A 380-nucleotide genomic window follows, 5' to 3' on the forward strand; every position below is an offset into this window, starting at 1 on the left:
GACAAGTGGTCAACACCGGTTTTGAATGATGAGAATCGGTTGAAGTTGGCGACGTTCGCTACCAATATGCGTGGGAGTGTGACGCTTGCCAATGTGGAGGGCAAGGTCCTGGGCAGTTGGGAGGAGAGCCTTCGGTTGGCGCAGCATGCTGATCGGATCGGGTTTGAYGCGGTGATCCCGGTGCAGCGGTGGCGTGGGTTTGGTGGGCAGTTCAATTTGTCGGATCGCTCTTTTGAGCCGTTCACGTGGGCGACGGCGTTGTTGGCGCGGACTCAGCGGATCCAGGCGTTTGCCACKGTGCAGGTTCCGATTATCCATCCGGTGATGGCGGCGAAGATGGCCGTGACGGCGGATCATGTGTCGGGGGGCCGGTTCGGGAT

The 380-nt window shown here is 59.8% G+C and carries 1 protein-coding gene; it reads left to right on the forward strand.

Annotated elements, in window-relative coordinates; all coding sequences use genetic code 11:
- Nucleotides 1-45: 45 nt before the first annotated feature.
- Nucleotides 46-380 (forward strand): LLM class flavin-dependent oxidoreductase (locus AC1DD5_RS25810; protein ID WP_477523144.1); only part of this gene is annotated, 335 nt, incomplete at its 3' end.

The sequence above is a fragment of the Paenarthrobacter sp. 10L420 genome, from assembly GCF_056395385.1.